The organism is Rhodococcus koreensis, from assembly GCF_017068375.1.
Lineage (GTDB): Bacteria > Actinomycetota > Actinomycetes > Mycobacteriales > Mycobacteriaceae > Rhodococcus_F > Rhodococcus_F koreensis.
Genome location: NZ_CP070609.1, coordinates 990,544 through 1,008,724, shown reverse-complemented (window position 1 = coordinate 1,008,724; position 18,181 = coordinate 990,544). Strand labels below are relative to the sequence as shown.

The 18,181-nt window shown below is 69.0% G+C and carries 15 protein-coding genes; 5 read left to right on the top strand and 10 right to left on the bottom strand.

Features of this window, described 5'->3' with window-relative positions; translation table 11 throughout:
* Positions 1-151: 151 nt before the first annotated feature.
* The 3 genes from JWS14_RS04570 to JWS14_RS04560 all read right to left on the bottom strand — a co-directional run bounded on the left by JWS14_RS04570 (position 152) and on the right by JWS14_RS04560 (position 3,619).
* A complete protein-coding gene (locus JWS14_RS04570) occupies positions 152-1,309 on the bottom strand; it encodes a hypothetical protein (RefSeq protein ID WP_072941771.1) in 1,158 nt (385 codons plus the stop codon).
* Positions 1,310-1,491: 182 nt separating this feature from the next.
* A complete protein-coding gene (locus JWS14_RS04565; RefSeq protein ID WP_206012605.1) occupies positions 1,492-2,613 on the bottom strand; it encodes a helix-turn-helix domain-containing protein in 1,122 nt (373 codons plus the stop codon).
* A 154-nt stretch (positions 2,614-2,767) separates the two neighbouring features.
* Positions 2,768-3,619 (bottom strand): class I SAM-dependent methyltransferase, encoded by an 852-nt coding sequence (locus tag JWS14_RS04560; protein ID WP_206012604.1) that lies wholly within the window; start codon positions 3,617-3,619, stop codon positions 2,768-2,770.
* Positions 3,620-3,667: 48 nt separating this feature from the next.
* Between JWS14_RS04560 and JWS14_RS04555 the strand changes: the two genes are divergently transcribed.
* Both JWS14_RS04555 and JWS14_RS04550 read left to right on the top strand, forming a co-directional pair.
* Positions 3,668-4,258: a helix-turn-helix domain-containing protein gene (locus tag JWS14_RS04555; RefSeq protein WP_206012603.1), complete on the top strand. Its 591-nt coding sequence runs from the start codon at positions 3,668-3,670 to the stop codon at positions 4,256-4,258.
* Between the two features lie 73 nt (positions 4,259-4,331).
* Positions 4,332-4,544, top strand: a complete 213-nt coding sequence (locus JWS14_RS04550; RefSeq protein WP_072941763.1) for a helix-hairpin-helix domain-containing protein — start codon at positions 4,332-4,334, stop codon at positions 4,542-4,544.
* 18 nt (positions 4,545-4,562) lie between these two features.
* Here the strand turns inward: JWS14_RS04550 and JWS14_RS04545 are convergent, their stop codons facing one another.
* The gene (locus JWS14_RS04545; RefSeq protein WP_072941761.1) at positions 4,563-5,363 is read right to left on the bottom strand and encodes a helix-turn-helix domain-containing protein; all 801 of its coding nucleotides are present in this window, start codon (positions 5,361-5,363) and stop codon (positions 4,563-4,565) included.
* A gap of 65 nt (positions 5,364-5,428) precedes the next feature.
* On the opposite strand from JWS14_RS04545, the gene JWS14_RS04540 reads away from it, so the two are divergent.
* Positions 5,429-5,869: a DUF3224 domain-containing protein gene (locus tag JWS14_RS04540; RefSeq protein ID WP_072941759.1), complete on the top strand. Its 441-nt coding sequence runs from the start codon at positions 5,429-5,431 to the stop codon at positions 5,867-5,869.
* Here JWS14_RS04540 and JWS14_RS04535 read toward each other — a convergent pair.
* The 6 genes from JWS14_RS04535 to JWS14_RS04510 form a co-directional block, all read right to left on the bottom strand.
* Positions 5,854-6,441: a carboxymuconolactone decarboxylase family protein gene (locus tag JWS14_RS04535; RefSeq protein WP_095863675.1), complete on the bottom strand. Its 588-nt coding sequence runs from the start codon at positions 6,439-6,441 to the stop codon at positions 5,854-5,856. The genes JWS14_RS04540 and JWS14_RS04535 overlap by 16 nt on opposite strands.
* A 93-nt stretch (positions 6,442-6,534) precedes the next feature.
* Positions 6,535-8,721 carry an acyltransferase family protein gene (locus tag JWS14_RS04530; RefSeq protein ID WP_072941756.1) on the bottom strand — a complete coding sequence of 729 codons (2,187 nt, stop codon included), beginning with the start codon at positions 8,719-8,721 and terminating at the stop codon, positions 6,535-6,537.
* 124 nt (positions 8,722-8,845) lie between these two features.
* Positions 8,846-9,172: a Rieske (2Fe-2S) protein gene (locus JWS14_RS04525; protein ID WP_072941754.1), complete on the bottom strand. Its 327-nt coding sequence runs from the start codon at positions 9,170-9,172 to the stop codon at positions 8,846-8,848.
* Entirely contained in the window at positions 9,169-11,664 is a 2,496-nt protein-coding gene (nirB, locus tag JWS14_RS04520; RefSeq protein ID WP_206012602.1) for a nitrite reductase large subunit NirB, read from the bottom strand. Before nirB ends, JWS14_RS04525 begins: the two co-directional genes overlap by 4 nt.
* Positions 11,665-11,754: 90 nt before the next feature.
* On the bottom strand, positions 11,755-12,906 hold the full coding sequence (locus JWS14_RS04515; RefSeq protein WP_072941750.1) for an MFS transporter: 1,152 nt from the start codon (positions 12,904-12,906) through the stop codon (positions 11,755-11,757).
* Positions 12,903-13,868, bottom strand: coding sequence for a PAC2 family protein (locus JWS14_RS04510; protein ID WP_072941748.1), 966 nt, complete (start codon positions 13,866-13,868; stop codon positions 12,903-12,905). The genes JWS14_RS04515 and JWS14_RS04510 overlap by 4 nt, the downstream gene beginning before the upstream one ends.
* A 51-nt stretch (positions 13,869-13,919) precedes the next feature.
* Between JWS14_RS04510 and metH the strand changes: the two genes are divergently transcribed.
* The gene (gene metH, locus JWS14_RS04505; RefSeq protein ID WP_072941746.1) at positions 13,920-17,489 is read left to right on the top strand and encodes a methionine synthase; all 3,570 of its coding nucleotides are present in this window, start codon (positions 13,920-13,922) and stop codon (positions 17,487-17,489) included.
* Complete coding sequence (locus JWS14_RS04500) at positions 17,482-18,174, top strand: HAD family hydrolase (RefSeq protein WP_072941745.1); 693 nt, start codon at positions 17,482-17,484, stop codon at positions 18,172-18,174. Before metH ends, JWS14_RS04500 begins: the two co-directional genes overlap by 8 nt.
* Positions 18,175-18,181 lie beyond the last annotated feature (7 nt).

Genomic DNA, 18,181 nt, shown 5'->3' with positions numbered 1-18,181 from the left:
CCCGGCGCGCAGCCCCGACGGGGACCGACCTGGATCGCTGCCTGATTCACTCACCGTGACAGGTTATGCGGTCGTGCAGCGGTCGAGCGAACGCCGTGCCGACCTGCACCCCTCACCCCACCACGACACCGACGAAAGGGAGGCGGGGCAATCAGAGGACGAACAGCACGAAGACGATCGCGACCAGCACGAGCGCCAGCCCGACCGCTGCGGCGACGAGCCAGGACGCCCGGGAGGCACTGTCGGAATCTTCCCCGGACTGCACGACGGCGCGCGGTTCCGGCGGCGTCGCGACTGCCGTTCCGCCCGACACTCGCGCGGGGGAGGCGCCCACCGCTGCGGCGGACGCGGGGTTCTGCGTGCGTGTGGCGGCCCGGTTCGGGGTTGCGGACGTCGACGGCACGGGCTCGCCGACGACGGCGTCGATCACCTCGGTGACGTCGTACGACGGTGGCAGGCCGATCGGGGTCACCCTGTGGGTGGTCGGATTGAACCCGGCGGCGCGGATGGCGGCACCGAGCGCCGAGGTCTGCTCGGGGCCCGGGCCGACGACGCACCGGACATCGAACTTCTCGCCGATCGTGGCCGCGAATCCGTGAACGGCCGCGGAGTCCCTCGCGATCAGACCGTCGCCCGTGACGACCACGGCGTCGAGGTTGCTGGGCAGCCAGCCGAACGCACCGAGTGCGGTCGCGATCTGGGCCGTCGGGGAGCCCCCCGAGGAGAACCGGAACGCCTTGCCTGCCTCGACACCCGAGCGAATCAGCGCGACCGTCGATCCGGTGTCGTCGACGTGATAGATGCCGACCAACTGCCCGGGGCGCTCGGCGATCTCGGATTCGAACCAGGCCGCGGCGGCTTCGGCGTCCGAGACCAGGGACAGATACGACATGTCGGCGTAGTCGAGCGCGTCGCGGAGCGCTGCGACCGCGGCCGAGTCCCAGCGGGTCGGATAGGTGGCCATGATGTCGGGGGCGCCACCCGTTCGGCCGCCGTGGTCGGGCAGAGGTTCGCACTCGCGGAGCAGGCATCGCATCGCACCCGCGACCAGGTCTTCTGCGCGGTACCGCGATCCGTCGCCCACCGCGACGCCGGCGGGGTCGCCGACACGGGGAAGGAACCCCGACACGGTGTGGGTATCTCCGATCGTGTGCGGCGCCGATCCGCCGAGAATTGCGGTGCCGTCCGGGCACATGTGCAAGACGGTGTCGCGGACGATGACGATCGGATCGGGGGATCCTGGATCGTTCGACGCCACCACCGCGGTGGACACGACACTGCCGATCCTGAGCCCGACTCCCATGGACATGCAAGAACCCCTATTCGTGTTGCGAACGGATTGCGACTTCCGTCAGGCCCGCCCGACTCGGTCGGTGAGGCCACAAGATGTACATCCTGCTACCCGAGGGTGCTTGTGCGCGCCATCACGCGCGGCGTGGCGTGGTCGTATTGCACACACTCGGGGAGTTTGCGCCTGCGACGAGTGATCGGTCAGGTCACCGTGGGTGCGCCGAGGGCCGTTCTCCACTCGGTCACGTTCTCGGTCATCCAGCTGAGGAGATGCTCCGCTTCCTGCGGATGGCGGCCGGTGCCGGCGAGGAGATCCGCGAAGGCCTGTGCCGGGGCGACCAGGCGGACGTTGTCGCGGAACAGGGTGCGTTCGAAGACCGCGGCCGATCGGGGAGTGGCGACGAGGACGTTGGCACCCTGATCGACGGAACGTAGTTCGAGAGCGCCTGCCAGCGCCTCGGCGTTGTCGGCGTAGATCTGCACGTGGTGCGTCGGTGCGTACTCGACGAACGCTGCTGCGGCGTGCGAGCCTGTCACCGCGTAGAGATGGTCGGAGACCTTCCCGAGTTTCGCGACGAACGACTGCACTCCCTCGGGTGCGAAGTAGCCGACGGTGGGGCAGTCCTTGAAGCTGGAGTCGCTGCTCCAGGCGCGCAGCATCTGCTGCCACCGAACACTGGTGATGGGGCCGCGGGGGAGTCGCTCGAGGAGATCGCGTTCCTCCAGGGTCTCCACCACCCGATAGGTCGCGCCGGTGGACGCGCCGGACAGCCGGACGAGTTCCGGGACCGTCAGCTGACCCGAGTGATCGGCGAGGGCACGCACGACCCGCGCGGCGGGATCGCCGGTCAGCTGGGCGGCCGGACGGCCGGGCCCACGCCACGGGTCGGCGTCCGCGCCCCGGTCTCGCACCCAGATGGCGGGCCGGTCCGCCGACAGAGAGGTGTTGCCCGTCGCGTCCGCGTACGACAGACCCCTGGCGTCGAGTTGGCGGCGAACGGGTTCGGAAAGATAACGGGCGCAGACGAATCCGCGATCGGATCCGGACAGTCCGTCGGCGAACCGGGCGGCGTCCCCCGCGAGCACCCCGCGGGCGGGGATGACGGAGAAGGACGCCACCTCGCCGCCCGGGGCACCGACCAGCAACCGTTCCGGTGCGTCGGCGAGGGAGCGGGACTTTCCGGACGTCAGCGACCAGCCGTGGGGGAGTGCGGCCTGGAGGGTCGCGATCGCCCGGCGGTAGAGATCGATGTCGCGTTCCGGCTTGGGGAACGGGACCTTGGGCTCGCTCCCGGCGAATTCGGGGTTCTCCTGATTCGGCACTTCGCCAGTCTACTCACTCGGTCCGAGACGGAACCGCGTAAAAGACCGAATTCTGAGATTCCGTTCCGTACGTCACCGAGTATGCAGATCCCGCCGATCCTCACCACCGCACAACACCCGTTCCGAAAGCTCGGACAAGGGCACGCACACGATTTCAGGGGCGTCGGGCGGTCCAGGCGGTCCTGCTGCCGCGGACCGTCAGGTCCCCGCGGTGCAGGACGCTGTCCGGGTTGTCTTCCGAGAGAAGACGATCGAGAGTGTCGCGGTCGTCGGCGGCCAGTTGTCCGTCGAGGGCGGAGCGAACACGGCTCAGAAAGGTATGTGCGTAGCGTCCGGTGCTGGGCGGGGCGGGGGTTGCCTCACTGGTGAAATTGCGCTCCTCGACGTCCACGAAACCAGCTCTCTCCACGTGGTCCCGCCAGTTCGGGTGAGCGTTCCAGTCCATCCGCGCCAAGGCCTCGTGGCAGCGCGACTCCAGGCCCGGGCGGCCCATGCCCAGGTCGTCCGGCAGGAGGCGGGGCAGGGCGTCCATCTCGACGACCACCAGCACGCCGTCGGAGTTCAGCGCGGCGTACATGTCGCGCAGCACCCGGTCGGGGTCGGCGACCTCGTGCAACGAAGAGGCCGCCCACACGACGTCGGTGGCCTCGACTGCGGGCCAGCCGGCATCCAGATCGGCGTGCACGACGCTCACCCGGTCGGCCAGGCCCTGCCCGCGCGCGGCTGTGCGGACGCGCTCGAGCATCACCTCCGACCTGTCGATCGCGACCACCTCGGCCGCGGGGAACCGCCGAGCCAGCGTCAGGCTGCCGACGCCCGTTCCCGCGCCCACGTCGACGACCCGGCGCGGCGTCTCCCCGACGCGCCGTTCGGCCCACTCGGCCACCTGATCCAGGTAGGAGCCGAAGATCTCGGCGTCCAGGTCGAGGAGATCCGGCAGAGCGGCTTCGTGGGCGAGTGTGTGCTCGCCGTGGTGGTGGGCGTGGTGATGCGAATGCTGTGTCATGACTCCAAGGCTAGTCACGTTCTGCTCTATACGCATACACTCTTGCGTATGACGCAAGAACTCGGATTGGACGGTGTGATCCGGCAGCGCATCCGGGGCCTACGGCTGGCCCGCGGCTGGTCCCTCGACGCGCTCGCCGCCCGCTGCTTCCTCAGTCCGTCTACGCTGAGCCGCATCGAGACGGGCCACCGCAGGATCGCCCTCGACCAACTGGTTCCGATCGCGCGGGCTCTCGGCACCACGCTCGATCAGCTCGTCGAGTCCGTCGACGACGAGGACGTGGTGATCCGGCCGATGCCCGAACACACGCGAGGCCTCACGACCTGGCTCCTGTCCCGCGAACGCGCCCTCCACGGCGCAACCGTGGCGAAGATGCGCATCACCCCCGAACGGACGGCCGGCCCGGAGCACGTCTGTGTGCACCCCGGTCACGAGTGGTTCACCGTCCTGTCGGGGACGGCCCGCCTGCAACTGGGGGAGCGGACCATCCTGATCGAAGCCGGTGCCGCAGCGGAGTTCTCGACCATGGTGCCGCACTCCATCGGCGCCCACGACGGTCCGGTGGAGATCCTCACGATCTTCGACCACGACGGGGAGCGGGCACACCTGCACGCCGCGGACGACGCTCCGCCGGCGTGACGAACGCACGCCTACGGTGCACGGCCCATACGATGTGGGCGGCATCGGCGCACGCCGAGAAGAAAGGACGGATATGTCGTCTTCCGACACCGCAGGCGAGACGGAATTCCCGGCGAGTATGGGGAAGGTCTCCCGTCGTGAGCTCGCGTCCCACGGCTACACGCGCTTCGATCAACTGACGACGGTCACCGCCAAGGAGCTGTTGAAGATCCACGGCGTCGGACCGAAAGCGATCCGGATCCTCGAGGAGGAACTCGCCGAGCGGGGACTCGGCTTCGCCGGCTGAGCGGCGGAGCCGGACGCGCTACAGCAGGCCGTTCGCGCGCTGGTAGGTGGCAGGCGGTGTGCCGACGACCTGGGTGAAGACCCGGGTCAGGTGGGCCTGGTCGCTGAACCCCAATTCGTAGGCGAGCGCAGACCAGTCGATCCTCTCGCCCGAGTGGGCGGCGGCGGCCGCGTCGAGGATGCGAAACCGCTGGATCACCCACTTCGGGCCGATGCCGACGTATTCGGTGAACAGCCGTTGCAGGGTACGCAGGCTGCAGCCGGCGTGCGCGGCGAGCTGGTCTGCGCGGACGAAGTCCCGGCGGCGCTGGGCGTCGCCGACCAGGGCCGTGACCTCCCGTCCCGTAGGATCCGGAACGGGATCGCTGCGCAGAAGATACCGCTCGAAGGTGTCGATCATCTCCGCGCTGTCCGTGCCTGCGAGGATCCGTTCCGCGACGGGGCGATCGTCACCGGACAGCAGATCCCGTCCGGGCTGGACGGTTCCCGAGATCGCGCCGAGACTGCTCTTCAGCAGAGGCCGGAACCCGCCGGCGTGGAAGGCGGCACCCAGCACGTGGCCGTGTCCCGTCAACGTTCGGGAGAACGGCGACCGGGAGATCCCGTGCACCAGCAACTGTCCGTCCTCGGCGGCGACGTGAACGCGCGGCTGAGGAACCACCTGCTGCCGATGGGGCTTCGGCACCGACCACCTCACCAGCCAGTGGTAGTCGACGAACTCGGCCAAATCTGCTCGGGGAGCGACTCGTTCGACCTCGAAACCGGGTGCGTCGGCGGTCGGGCGGACGATCGCCTCGGGATGTCCTGGCACATTCGGCACTCGCTCATCCTAGTGTCGCGAATGTTCAAGAGCGCCACGCTGCCGCGTACCTAGAGTCTCCTGACATGAGCTACTCACACACTGCACGAAGCAAATTCACCATCGCCGCGTGGTCGGAATCGCTGATCACCGACATCGACGGCGAAGGTACGACCGCCGGCGACACCTACTACCCCGCACGCGGCGCCACGCGAGCGGCCGTCGAATATTCGTACTCCGGCGACATCGAGGGAACGAGCACCGTGACCTACCTGATCGCGTACAAGGCCGATGCCGCCCCGGTGCTCGGCCTCGAGCGCTTCGAGGGCTCGATCGGCGGGCACGACGGAACGTGCGTGTTCCAGCACCTCGGCAGCCAGGACCAGGGTTCCGTGTCGGCACGGATCGAGGTGGTGCCGGGTATGGGCACCGGCGGTCTGACCGACCTGCGTGGCAGCGCGGACCTGTCCATCGCCGGACCCGGCGAGGGCGGCTACGAATTCGTCCTGTCCTACGACATCGGCTGAGTACGGGTCGTCGAGCGTGCGCTCAGCGGCTTCAGGCCACACGACGCCGCGAGGCCCTGCGACTCGATGCCGAACGCGGTGTTGGAGCGGGTCATGAAGTTCGTCAGTGCGATGAACGCGGTCAGTTCCACCATCGCGGCCGGGCCGAGTGCCTTCAGTAGCCTGGCCGACAGTTCGTCGGTGACCGTCGGCGGGGTCAGCGTCATCGCCTCGGCATACTCCAGCGCGTCCCGCTCCAACGGGGTGAAGACGTCCGACTCGCGCCACCGAGGCACCTCGCGTGCCTTCGTCTCGTCCAGTCCCTTGTTGTGGGCTTGGAAGTAGCCGTAGTCCAGGCAGAAGCCGCAGCCGACCATGCTCGCCACCGCCATGTGGGCGAACGATTTCAGATTCTCGTCACACCGGTCCCACTTCTGTACCTTGCGGCCCACGCTGAAGCTGAAGTTCAGCACCTTGCGGTTGTGCCACACGACCCCCACCCCGTCGGGTACGTCGCCGAGCATCTTGCGGGACATCCGCTTGACGACCGCACCGTAGATGCCGGTCAGCTCTGCCTGCGGGATCCTGGTCATGATTCCTCCTCCGGTTGGAATGTTCTCGGCATAGAGACACCGGCCACGAGCCGAATGTGACATCCGAACCGGATCTTTTTCGCCGGCCGCCCCTCAGCCCTGCGCGAGTGCGCGGTCGGCCAGCGCGGCGATCACGGGTGAGAGCGCCTGCGCGTGTTCGAGGGTCAGATGGTTGTCGTCGCGGTACACGAGGTCGTTGCCGACGACGACCGGGCAGCGCTCGGCGGTGCAGAACAGGGTGGTGAGATCGGCGTACCTGCCGCCGCCTGCCGCGGTGGCGGTCGCCTCGGCCGCGACCCCGGCGTCGTTGACCGCGACCGCACGCGGGGGCGAGCAGGCACTCGCGTCGTCGAGGTGCGCGGACAGGCACGTCGGGACGGTCGACTGCGGATCCGGGACGGGACCGAGGACGAGGACGGCCGCACCCGTGGCCCGCAGTTCCGTGACCAGCCGCGTCAGGCTGTCGAGCCAGGGCCGGGCATAGACGCTGAAACCGAAATCGGCGCCGTACCGCCGGGACATGCTCAGCACGACCAACCGGGGCCGCTCGGCCCGCAGCCGGTCGACGATCTCGCCGCGCCACTGCTCGCACTCGGTGTATTCCCGCCCGAGGTAGGGGCTGGTGAGGGGAAGGTCGAGGAGTGGGCAGGTGACCTTGCCCATCGTCTCCAGCCGCCAATGATGCTGCTCGGAGGCCGCTTCGAACGCCGGGGCCCACATCGCGGCATGCGAATCCCCGACCAGCGCAACCGTCGTCGCCGACGTCACGTCACCCGATGCGCACTCGTCCTGCCCCACCTCGAGCCACGACCGCACGCAGCCGTTGACGAACACCGCAGGCTTGTCTGCCGGTGCGTCGGCGAGCGGTGGCGACAGATTCGACGGGACCGACTGCAGCCCAGCAGCCGCCGCGACCGCCGCCTGCACCTGAGCGGTCATGTCGTTCACCGCCGCGTCACGCGGATCGATTGCGGGAGTGGCCGATTCGACCGGTGCCGAGACGGTGAGGGCTGCTGCGGCGGCGCCGTGTCCGACCGGGACCGGCCGCGCCACCAGCAGAACCAGCGCCGCACAGACGGCGACGGCGGTGACGGCTCCGCCGAGGACGAGGCTGCGTGAGGCCGAGAGACGTAGCGGAGCCGCGAAGCGAACCGGGTTCTCGACCAGGGCCAGTGTGAGTCCGGCCAGACCTGCGGACACCATGACCATCGCCAGCCGATCGGTCAGATCGAGAGAGCGGCCGAGCACGATCGGCGCGAGCAGCAGTACCGGCCAGTGCCAGAGATACCAGGAATAGGACACCCGCCCGACCGCCCGCATCGGCGGCAGGGACAGGCCCCGGCCGACCCCCAGCCGCGGTGCGGCACAGCCCGCTCCGATCACCAGCACCGTGCCGAGCACCGGCAGCAGCGCGGCGGTGCCGGGGTAGGGTGTCTTCTCGCCCAGCCGAAGACAGGCGAAGACGATCAGTGCGAGGCCTGCCCAACCGGCGGCCGCGGCGACCGCAGGCGGCAGCCGCCGCCAGTGCCGAACCGACAGCGCGACCAACCCACCGGCGGCCAGCTCCCAGGCGCGGGCGGGCAGCGAGAAGAACGCCCACGGCGGCAGCGTGCGGGTCCAGTCGAGCGAGACCGCGAACGACACCGCCGCGACCACCGCGAGGACCACCAGATACGGGGTCGTCGACGGTGCGTGGTCCGGGCCCTGGCGTCGTGTTCTGCGCCGCACGAGCCAGGCGACCCCGATGATCAGCGCAGGCCACAGCAGGTAGAACTGCTCTTCGACGCCGAGCGACCAGTAGTGCTGGAACGGTGACGGGGGCGTGTCCGCGGCCAGGTAGTCGGTGCCGTGCAGCGCCAGTCGGTAGTTGCCGACGTAGAGCGCGCTCGCGATCCCGTCACCGAGGACCGCGCGGGCCTGCAACGGAGGAAGGAGTAGGGCCGCGCCGATCGCGGTGGCCACCAGCACGACGCACCCGGCGGGCAGCAGTCGCCGGGCACGGGCGCCGTAGAACTCGGCCAGTCCCACGCGGCCGGTGGCAGCCACGTCCCGCCACAGCAGCCCGGTGATGAGAAACCCCGAGACGACGAAGAAGATGTCGACACCGGCGAATCCGCCGTCGATCCCGGGCACACCCGCGTGAAAGAACACCACGGCCAGCACCGCGACGGCCCGCAGACCCTCGATGTCCGTACGGAACACGGTTCCCACGGTCCGGTCACCGGCCTGAGGGCGGTTACCGGATCGGCCCCGTCGTTCCGAACTGGCGACGGTACTCACTCGATCAGCGATCTGTCCATGCGACGAGCCCCTTCAGCTGCAGCACTGGCCTCATGATGACAGCGGTGCCGCAGTTTTCCCGAAAGGCACGCCGTACCAGGGCAGAGCACAATCGGGCGAACACTCACACGTGCACGACGACCGACCCGTCGCGGACCGACGCGGGGTACGTGCGGACCGAGCCCACACCCTCGGATCCGCAGGCGCCCGTGTCGAAGGCGAACGCGTACTGGTGGAGCGGGCACGTCACGCCGGTGGCGTCGATCTGCCCGTCGGCGAGGGGACCACCCTTGTGCGGGCACACCGCATCCATCGCCCGAACGGTGCCGTCCGACAGCAGGAATACGGCCACCTGACGGTTCTGCACGACGTACGTCCGGCCTTCGCCCGGTGTCAGGTCGCTGACCGGTCCCACCGCGACCTCGGCGGGACCCTCGATCAGGGCGGTCATCGGACCGGCACCTGGGGGAGCGGCAGCAGCGGCAGCGAGGGAGCGAACTGTGCGGGCGATTTCGGCGCGCTGCGCTCCTTCCAGGGATCCCGGTAGCCGTCCACCGCCGTCTGGATCCGCTCGTCCAATCCGGTCACGATGTCCTCCTCGTCTCGGACCAGTAGCGCCTGAAGATGTTCGAGTCCTACCCGCGGCACGAAGTCGTACGTGCGTTCGAGCCATTTCGCGTTCTCGCGGTAGTACTGGATGAATCGCCCGCCGAGTTCGATCACGGCGTCCGGTGATTCGACCGTGGCCAGCAGGTCGCCCTTGCGGATATGCGCTCCGGCGGCGCCGCCGACGTAGATTTCCCATCGACCGTCGCCGACCGCGACCACACCGAAGTCCTTGCACAGGGCCTCCGAGCAGTTCCGTGGGCATCCGGCGACCGCGAGTTTCAGCTTCGCGGGCGTCTCCAGGCCCTGGAACCGCTCCTCGAGAGCGATGCCGAGGCTCGTCGAATCACCGAGACCGTAGCGGCAGAAGTCGGTTCCGACGCACGTCTTCACCGTGCGCATGCTCTTGCCGTAGGCGAACCCGGACGGCATGTCGAGGTCACCCCACACCTTGGGGAGATCCTCCTTCTTGATGCCGAGCAGGTCGATGCGCTGCCCGCCGGTGACCTTTACGAGCGGCACGCCGTACTTGTCCGCCACGTCGGCGATCTTGCGGAGTTGCTCCGGCGTGGTGACACCGCCCTTCATCTGCGGGACCACCGAGAACGTGCCGTCGCGCTGAATATTGGCGTGCACGCGGTCGTTGATGAACAGCGCGCCGCGCTCGTCCACCCAGTCGGGACCCCAGATGGTGCGAAGCAGCGAGGCCAGGGGCATCTTCGCGGACGACTCCTCCTTCGCGTCCACCGCGAGCTCGACGAACACCTGTGACACGGCGCGGAGATCGCGTTCCCGGATGGTCGCGATGAGTTCGGGCTTCGTCATCGGAATGCAGGGCACGTACCAGTCGGCGGAGGGGTCGGCTTCGAGTTCGCCGCCTGCGGCGCAGGCCACGATGTCGGCGACGAGTCCCTTGCACGAGCCGCAGCCCTTGCCTGCCCGGGTCTGGGCGCAGACGTCGGTGAGCGTCTTGGCGCCGGAATGGACGCACGCCACCAGATCGCCCTTGCTCACGCCGTTGCAGTTGCACACCTGCAGGTCGTCGGGGAGGTCGGCGACACTCGTCGCGGCGCTCGGGGCTCCGACGTCGAAGAGCATGCCGATCCGCTCCTCGGGCAGCGGAACCTTGCCGTCGAACGCCTGCGTGAGGAAACCCGCCTTGCTGATGTCGCCCATCAGCGTGGCGCCGATCAGCTTGCCGTCGCGGACGACGAGGCTCTTGTACGTGCCGCTGCGCGGTTCGTAGTACTGGATGAACTCGTCGTCCGCCGTCTCGGGTCCCTTGACGCCCATCGCGGCCACGTCGACACCGGCGACCTTCAGTTTCGTAGTGGTGCGTGTACCGACGTACGCCGCTTCGGGATTGGAGCCGGTGAGGACTTCGGCGAGGATGACCGACTGCTCCCACACCGGGGCGACGAGGCCGTAGGTCTCCCCACGGTGCTGTGCGCACTCGCCGACGGCGTACACGGAACCCTCGTCCTCGCAGCGCATCTGGTCGTCCACCACGACGCCGCGTTCGACCACCAGCCCGGCGGCCCGCGCGAGTTCGGTGTTGGGCCGGATTCCGGCGGTGACGACGACCATGTCGGCGGCCAGGGTGGAGCCGTCGACGAACGACACCCCGGTCACCAGGCCCGCCTCGTCGCGCAGCACGGCGGTGGTCCGCATCGAGGTGTGGACGCCGACGCCGAGTTTCTCGATCTCGGCGCGCAGGACGCTGCCGCCGCGTTCGTCGAGCTGCTGGTTCATCAGGTGCCCCGGGGAGTGCACGACGTTGACGGTGAGGCCCTGGGTGCGCAGCCCGTACGCGGCCTCGAGGCCGAGCAGACCGCCGCCGATGACCACCGCGGACACGTCGTCGCGGGCCTGCGCCATCTGCAGCATGCCGTTGGTGTCGGCGATGTTCCGGAATCCGAACACCCCGCGGGCCAGGCGCCCGTCGTGCTCCCGCAGTCCGTCCATGTTGGGGAAGAACGTATTGCTTCCCGTGGCGATGATGAGCACGTCGTAGTCGACGACGCGGCCGCTCTCGCACGTCACGGTCTTCGCGAACCGGTCGAGCGCCAGCGCGCGGTCGCCGGCGTGGAGTTTGACGCCGTTGGCGGTGTACCAGCCCATCGGGTTGAGGATCAGGTCCTCGTCGTCGACAGCCGCCTCCCCGGACAGGACGTGCGAGAGCATGATGCGGTTGTAGTTGCCGTAGGGCTCGTCGCCGATCATGGTGATCTCGAAACGCTCACGCCCGCTACGGTTGAGGATCTCCTCGACGGTGCGTGCGCCGGCCATACCGTTGCCGACGACCAGCAGCTTGCTCGAACTCGGTGTGTGGGCCATGCACAGAGGCTGCGCCCCGGGAGTGTCGTAACGGCTGCGCGCACGTTACGTGGGAATCAGGAACACCTCACAGTCCTCCCGGAAGGCGTGTCAGGCGGGTGCGTGGTCGCGGGGCATGAGCAGCGGGGCCAGCACGGCGAGCAGCACGGCGGGCAGAAGGAAGCCGGCCGCGGGCGACACGGAATACACCGGGGTGAGGGTGATCGGGGCGAGCGCGTTGCCCATGAATCGCAGCGCCTGCACGACGGACACCGCGCCGCCCCGGTTCGGGCCCGGCGACCCGAGCACGGCGGCGTTGACCCCGACCAGGATGAACTGACCGGCGACCCCGGCCGCGAACCACGCCACGGCCACGACTGCGAGGAGGGACACGGTCCCGGCGGCCGCGACGAGAATCGCCCCGCCGAACGCGCCGATCAGTACGGCCGCCCGGGCCCCGATCTTGTCGATGACACCGCCGACGAGACGTGCGGTGAGGATTCCGGCCACGCCGAACCCGGTGAGCAGCAGCCCGCGCTGGGTCGGGCTCAGCCCGAAGACGTCCTCGGCGCGGAACGCGACCAGGAAGCTCAGCCCACCGAGCGCGCCCCACCCGAGGAGTGCGACCACCCCGATTCTCAGCACCGACGGGGTGAGGGCGTCGCGCAGTCGCGGGCGCGGCGCCCCCGGCTCGGCGGGAGCGCTGTCGGGAACGCCGACCATCCCCAGCACCGCGGCCACGAGGGCGATGACGAGGAACGCGAGACGCCAGTCGACCTCCGCCGCGAGTCCACCGACGAGCGGCGCGCTCGACTGTCCCGCAGCCTGGAAGGCGCCGAAGATCCCCAGCGCCCGGCCGAGATGCTTCTTCGGGGTCGAGGCGGCGAGCGCCGCCAGCAGCAGGGGCGTCGTGAACGAGTTCGAACACCCCTGGAGCACGCGGGCACCGAGGAAGAGCGGCAGCGTCGGCGCCACGAAACAGGCCAGCGACGACAGCAGGTAGACGCCGTACGCGATCCGCACGGTCCGCATCTGTCCCCACCGGGCGCCCAGCGTGCCCGACACCAGCATCAGCAACGCGAACGGCAGCAGGTACGCCGTCAGCGACCCGGCCGCGGCGGATGCACTCACGCCGAGGTCGTCACCGATCTCGGGAAGGATCGAGGCGACCACCCCGCCGCCGAACGGGCCGAGGAAACCGCCGGCGTAGAGCGCCGTGCGCTGGAGCGAGGAACGAAGCGACTCGGACGAGTTCTTCGTCACAGCCCGAAGCTGCCGGGCCCACGCCTGCGGAGATACCGCTCGAACTCGGCCGCCAGCGCGTCACCGTCGATCTTCGAGATGGCCTCGGAGATGTCGGTCTCGGCGTCGCCGCGCTCCTCGAGGGAGCGGACGTAGTCGCCGATCTCCTCGTCGTCCGCGGTCATCTCGGTGACGGCTTCCTGCCAGTCGTCGGCCTGCGACGGGAGTTCCCCGAGCGGCACCTCGATGTCCAGGACGTCCTCGACGCGCTGCAGCAGAGCCACCGTCGCCTTGGGGTTCGGCGGCTGGGACACGTAATGGGGCACGGCCGCCCAGAACGACACCGCAGGCACACCGGCCCGGACGCACGCGTCCTGCAGCACCCCGGTGATCCCGGTCGGTCCCTCGTAGCGGGTCTGCTCGAGCTTGAACCGCTCGGCGGCCTCGCTGCTGTACGCGCTGCCCGTCACCGGGACCGGCCGCGTGTGCGGGGTGTCCGCGAGCAGTGCCCCGAGGATCACCACGGTGTTGATCTGCAGCTGATCGATCAGCTCGAGGAGGTCCTCGCAGAAGCTGCGCCAGCGCATGTTCGGTTCGATTCCGCGCAGCAGCACCACGTCGCGGTCGCTGCCAGGGGGCGAGCACACCGACAGCCGGGTGGCCGGCCACACGATCTCCCGGGTGACCCCGTCGACCTGCCGGACCGTGGGGCGATTGACCTGGTAGTCGTAGTATTCCTCGGAGTCCAGCTCGGCCAGCGGCTGGGCGTCCCAGGTCAGTTCGAGGTGCTCGACGGCTCCGCTCGCGGCGTCGCCGGCGTCGTTCCAGCCCTCGAAGGCGGCGACGAGAACAGGGTCACGAAGTACGGGCACGCCAGTGTCGGTGGCACCGTCGTCGGCGCTGTCGGTGGCACCGTCGTCGGCGGTGTCGGGGGTGTCGTCGTCGGGGCCCGCAGGCGTGACGGGGAACTCACTGGAACTCACCCACCCAGCCTACGGCCAGCGTTGGTTCCCCCGCCCACTAGTCTGGACGGCATGTCTGCGCCATTTCACTCTGCCCTGCTCGATGCGTTGAACCAGCGCGTTGTCATCGGCGACGGAGCCATGGGCACCATGTTGCAGGCCGCGGACCTCACGCTCGACGACTTCCTCGGGCTCGAAGGCTGCAACGAAATCCTCAACGACACCCGCCCTGACGTGCTGAAAGAGATCCACCGCGCGTACTTCGAGGCCGGGGCCGACGCTGTCGAGACCAACACGTTCGGGTGCAACCTCCCCAACCTCGCCGATTACGACATTTCGGACCGTATCCGGGAACTGGCCGAGAAGGGCACCCGGTTGGCGCGTGAGGTCGCCGACGAGATGGGGCCGGGACGCGACGGCATGGGCCGCTTCGTCCTCGGCTCGATGGGGCCCGGAACCAAGCTGCCGACGCTCGGCCACGCGCCGTTCGCGATCCTGCGCGACGCCTACGCCGAGGCCGCGATGGGCATGATCGACGGGGGCGCCGACGCGATCCTCGTCGAGACCTGCCAGGACCTGCTGCAGGTGAAGGCGGCGATCCTGGGCAGTCAGCGGGCGATGGAGACGCTGGGGTCGCGGCTGCCGATCATCACCCACGTCACGGTCGAGACCACCGGCACGATGCTGCTCGGCAGTGAGATCGGTGCCGCGCTGACCGCGCTCGAACCGCTCGGTATCGACATGATCGGGCTCAACTGCGCGACCGGTCCCGCCGAGATGAGCGAACATCTCCGCCACCTGTCCAAGTACAGTTCGCTCCCCGTATCGGTGATGCCCAACGCCGGACTGCCGCAGCTCGGCCCGAAGGGTGCCGAGTACCCGCTCACCGCGGAGGAACTCGCCGAGGCGCTCAGCGGCTTCGTCACCGAGTTCGGTCTCGGTCTGGTCGGCGGCTGCTGCGGCACCACCCCGGAGCACATCCGGCAGGTGGCCGAGGCGGTCCGCCTCGTCGAGAAGGCCGCGCGCAACCCGGTGCACGAGTCGGGGACGTCGTCGCTGTACACGGCGGTGCCGTTCGAGCAGGACGCCAGCATCCTGATGATCGGCGAGCGCACGAACTCCAACGGCTCCAAGGCATTTCGTGAGGCGATGATCGCCGAGGACTACCAGAAGTGCCTCGACATCGCGAAGGATCAGACCCGCGACGGCGCCCACATGCTCGACCTCAACGTCGACTACGTCGGACGTGATGGCGCCGCCGACATGGCCGCCCTCGCGAGCCGGTTCGCGACGTCGTCGACGCTGCCGATCATGCTCGACTCCACCGAGCCCGCGGTCCTGCAGGCCGGTCTCGAACACCTCGGCGGCCGGTGCGCCGTCAACTCCGTCAACTACGAGGACGGCGACGGACCGGACTCGCGGTTCCAGAAGATCATGCGGCTCGTCAAGGAACACGGCGCCGCCGTCGTCGCGCTGACCATCGACGAGGAGGGCCAGGCGCGCACCGCAGAGCACAAGGTCCGCATCGCCGAGCGCCTGCTCGACGACATCACCGTGAACTGGGGCCTCGACGAGTCCGACATCATCATCGACGCGCTGACCTTCCCGATCTCCACCGGTCAGGAAGAGGTCCGCCGCGACGGCATCGAGACGATCGAGGCGATCCGCGAACTGAAGAAGCGGCACCCGCGGGTGCACTTCACCCTCGGCGTGTCCAACATCTCGTTCGGTCTCAACCCTGCCGCCCGTCAGGTCCTGAACTCGGTGTTCCTGCACGAGTGCACCGAGGCCGGCCTCGACACGGCCATCGTGCACGCGTCGAAGATCCTGCCGATGGCACGGATCCCCGACGAACAGCGCGAAACGGCCCTCGACCTGGTCTACGACCGCCGGCGCGAGGGCTACGACCCGCTGCAGAAGCTGATGGAGCTGTTCGAGGGCGTCTCCGCGGCGTCGGCACGCGAATCCCGCGCCCAGGAACTGGCGGCGCTGCCGCTGTTCGAGCGGCTGGAACGGCGCATCGTCGATGGTGAGCGCAATGGCCTCGACGACGACCTCACCGCGGCGATGGAAGAGAAGCCGCCGCTCGCGATCATCAACGAGACCCTGCTGTCCGGCATGAAGACCGTCGGCGAACTCTTCGGGTCCGGGCAGATGCAGTTGCCGTTCGTGCTGCAGTCCGCCGAGGTGATGAAGGCGGCCGTGGCGTACCTCGAACCCCACATGGAGGCCACCGACGAGGACGGCAAGGGCCGCATCGTCATCGCCACCGTGAAGGGCGACGTCCACGACATCGGCAAGAACCTCGTCGACATCATCCTCAGCAACAACGGGTACGACGTGGTGAACCTCGGCATCAAGCAGCCGATCGCGACGATCCTCGACGCGGCGATCGAGCAGAAGGCCGACGTCATCGGCATGTCCGGTCTGCTCGTGAAGTCGACCGTGGTGATGAAGGACAACCTGCAGGAACTCAACGCCAAGGGAGTCGCGGAGAAGTTCCCCGTCCTCCTCGGCGGTGCTGCGCTGACCCGCTCATACGTGGAGAACGATCTGGCCGAGGTGTACGAGGGCGACGTCAGCTACGCGCGCGACGCATTCGAGGGCCTGCACAGGATGGACGAGATCATGGCCGTCAAACGCGGCGGCGGACCCGACCCGGACAGCCCGGAAGCGATCGCCGCCCGGGAGAAGGCGGCCGAGCGCAAGGCGCGCCACGAACGGTCCAAGCGGATCGCGGAGAAGCGCAAGGCCGCCGAGACCCCGGTCGAGGTGCCGGAACGGTCCGACGTTGCCACCGACATCGTCGTCCCGAGCCCGCCGTTCTGGGGCAACCGGATCGTGAAGGGTGTCTCGCTGTCCGACTACGCCGGACTGCTGGACGAGCGCGCCCTGTTCCTCGGGCAGTGGGGCCTGCGCGGGCAGCGTTCCGGCGACGGACCCACCTACGAGGAATTGGTGGAGACGGAGGGCCGCCCGCGCCTGCGGTACTGGCTCGACCGGCTGAGCACCGAGGGAATCCTCGCGCACGCCGCCGTGGTGTACGGCTATTTCCCCGCCGTGTCCGAGGGCGACGACGTGGTCGTGCTCACCGACCCGGCGCCCGACGCGGACGAACGCTTCCGGTTCACGTTCCCGCGCCAGCACCGCGACCGCTTCCTCTGCGTCGCCGACTTCGTGCGGTCCCGCACCGAGGCGAAGGAGACCGGCCAGGTCGACGTGTTCCCGATGCAGCTGGTCACCATGGGGCAGCCGATCGCGGACTTCGCGAACGAGCTGTTCGCCGCCAACGCGTACCGCGACTACCTCGAGGTGCACGGCATCGGCGTGCAGCTGACGGAGTCGCTGGCCGAGTACTGGCACCGACGGGTCCGCGAAGAACTCGTGCTGCCCGGCGGCCACAACGTCGCCGAGCAGGATCCGTCGGAGGTGTCCGGGTTCTTCGACCTCGCCTACCGCGGCGCCCGCTACTCGTTCGGCTACGGCGCCTGCCCCAACCTGGAGGACCGCGCGAAGATGGTCGCTCTCCTCGAACCGGAACGGATCGGTGTGAAGTTGTCGGAGGAACTGCAGTTGCATCCCGAGCAGTCCACGGATGCGTTCGTGCTGCACCACCCCGAGGCGAAGTACTTCAATGTCTGACGCATTCGACGGTCTCGCAGGCGTGCTGTGGGACATGGACGGAACGCTGCTCGATTCCGAGAAGATGTGGGACGTCGCGGTCCGTGAGTTGTCGATGCACCTCGGTGGGCCGATGACGGAGGAGACCCGGCTGAAGACGATCGGCGCGTCCAGCGCCAACGCGCTCGGCGTCATCTTCGACGCCCTCGGGCTCGACCGGGATCCGGCGGCGCTCGCCGAGGCCAAGGAATGGATGTTCACCCGCGTCGAGGAACTGTTCGGCGACGGCATCCCGTGGCGGCCGGGCGCCCACGATGCACTGCGGACCGCCCGGGCCCACGGCCTGAGGTCGGCGCTGGTGACCAACACCGAGCGCCGCCTCACCGAGCGGGCGCTGGAGACGCTCGGCAGGCACCACTTCGACCACTCGGTGTGCGGCGACGAGGTGCCGGCAGGCAAACCACATCCCGACCCGTACCTGCGGGGTGCCGAACTTCTCGGGTTGCATCCGTCGCAGTGCCTCGCGATCGAGGACTCGCCCACCGGCGCGGCGTCCGCGCAGGCCGCGGGCTGCGTCGTGCTGATCGTCCCGTGCGAGATCCCGGTGGCCGACGGCCCGGGGCGGGTGTTCCGGGACAGCCTCGAAGGTCTCACCGGTTCCGATCTGGCCGAGGCCTGGGCGCAGCCGAGCGGTGTGCGTCTCTAGGTAGTCT